Origin of the sequence: Neoroseomonas rubea, from assembly GCF_016106015.1 — a bacterium.
Taxonomy (GTDB): domain Bacteria; phylum Pseudomonadota; class Alphaproteobacteria; order Acetobacterales; family Acetobacteraceae; genus Neoroseomonas; species Neoroseomonas rubea.
Map to the genome: position 1 here is coordinate 1 of NZ_JACADQ010000539.1, position 1,722 is coordinate 1,722.

General features: G+C 73.6%; 2 protein-coding genes. Both read left to right on the forward strand.

The annotated features are described in order from the left end of the window. The first annotated feature begins 115 nt into the window (after window positions 1-115). Window positions 116-823, forward strand: coding sequence for a site-2 protease family protein (locus HW577_RS24610; RefSeq protein WP_198378726.1), 708 nt, complete (start codon window positions 116-118; stop codon window positions 821-823). Next, the gene (locus HW577_RS24615; RefSeq protein WP_198378727.1) at window positions 820-1,578 is read left to right on the forward strand and encodes a segregation and condensation protein A; all 759 of its coding nucleotides are present in this window, start codon (window positions 820-822) and stop codon (window positions 1,576-1,578) included. Before HW577_RS24610 ends, HW577_RS24615 begins: the two co-directional genes overlap by 4 nt. Window positions 1,579-1,722 lie beyond the last annotated feature (144 nt).

Sequence of the window (1,722 nt, forward strand, 5' to 3'; positions counted from 1 at the left end):
CCGTACGCGGGGCACTGACGACGCGTGACGCCGCGGCGCTGCGGGCGCTGCGTGACGCTGCGCTGCGCTCCGTCGCGGCCGCGCCCGGCGCCGATCCCACCGCGCGGGAGGCCTGATGCCCGACTGGCTGCCGGAGGCCGCGGCGGCGGTGCTCGCCGCCGTGCTTGCCATCACCTTGCATGAGGCCGCGCATGGCTACGCCGCGCTGGCGCTGGGCGACGACACGGCGAAGCGGATGGGGCGCATCAGCCTCAATCCGCTGCGCCATGTCGATCCCGTTGGCACGCTGCTGTTGCCGGGGCTGATGGTCGCGGGGCAGTTGCTGGCGCTCGGGCGGGTGGAGGCGCTGTTCGGCTGGGCCAGGCCTGTTCCGGTGGACATCCTGCGCCTGCGCAACCCCCGCTGGGGGATGGTGCTGGTCGCCGCCGCCGGGCCTGCCGTGAACGCCGCGCTGGCCGTGGCGGCAGCGCTGTTCGCCCATGCCGTGCTGGCGGGCCAGGGGCTGATGGGTCCGGACCTCGTCGAGTTCCTGATGCGCTTCGTGGCGCTGTCGATCCTCGCGAATCTGGTGCTCGGGCTGTTCAACCTCCTGCCGCTGCCGCCGCTCGATGGCGGGCGGATCATGGTCGGCATCCTGCCGCGGGCGCCGGCCCTGGCGCTGGCACGCGTCGAGCCCTATGGGCTGCTGATCGTGATCCTGGTCCTGTTCATCGCACCGCTGGCGGTGCCCGGCTGGGACCCGATGGGGGTCTTCGTGCGGGAGGTGGTCGCACCCGCCTTCAACCTCGTTCTCCTGCTGACCGGGCACGGAGGGGGCCGATGAGCGAGTCGCTGCACCTGCGCCTTGATGGCTTCGAGGGGCCGCTCGACCTGCTGCTGGAGCTCGCCCGCGCCCAGAAGGTGGATGTGGCGCGGATCTCGATCGTCGCGCTGGTGGACCAGTATCTCGCGGTGATCGAGGGCGCGCGGCGCATCCGGCTGGAACTCGCCGCCGACTGGCTGGTGATGGCGGCCTGGCTCGCTTGGCTGAAATCCCGCCTGCTGGTCCCGCCCGAGGAGGCCGAGGGCGAGGATGCCGAGGCGCTGGCCGAACAACTGGCCGACCGGCTTGCGGAACTCGGGCGGATGCGCGCCGCCGCGCTCTGGCTCAACCGCCGGCCCTGGCTTGGCCACGACGTCTTCGCCCGTGGCGCGCCGGAAAGCCTGAAGGTCGAGGATCGCTCAGGGCTTTCGGCCGACCTGTCCTCCCTGTTGCAGGCCTATGTGGCGGGGCGCCGGCGGGCGCTCGCCCGGCGTCCCTACCGACCCAAGCCGCGCAAGCTGCTGACGGTGCAGGAGGCAATCGAGCGCCTGACCCGCCTCGTGGGCGCACTTCCTTCCTGGTCCGTGCTGCAGGGCTTCCTGCCCGACGGCATCCTGGACCCGGTCGAGCGCCGCGCGGCCCTTGCCAGCACGCTCGTGGCAGGCTTGGAGATGGCGCGCGGCGGCGGGATCGAGTTGCGCCAGGAGGAAGCCTTCGGCCCCATCCTGCTCCGCCGCCGGACGGAGGAGGGTGCGACGGATGAGCGGGGTGCCTGAGGAGCGGGCGGAGGAGGAGGAGGGCGCGGCCGCGCCGGCACCTGAGGCCGCGTCCGACGCCGGCGCGCTGCCCGAGCCCGCCCCTGAGGCCGCGGACGCCGCACCCGATGTGGCGGAGGCGCCGGCCGAGCCCGTGCCCGAAGC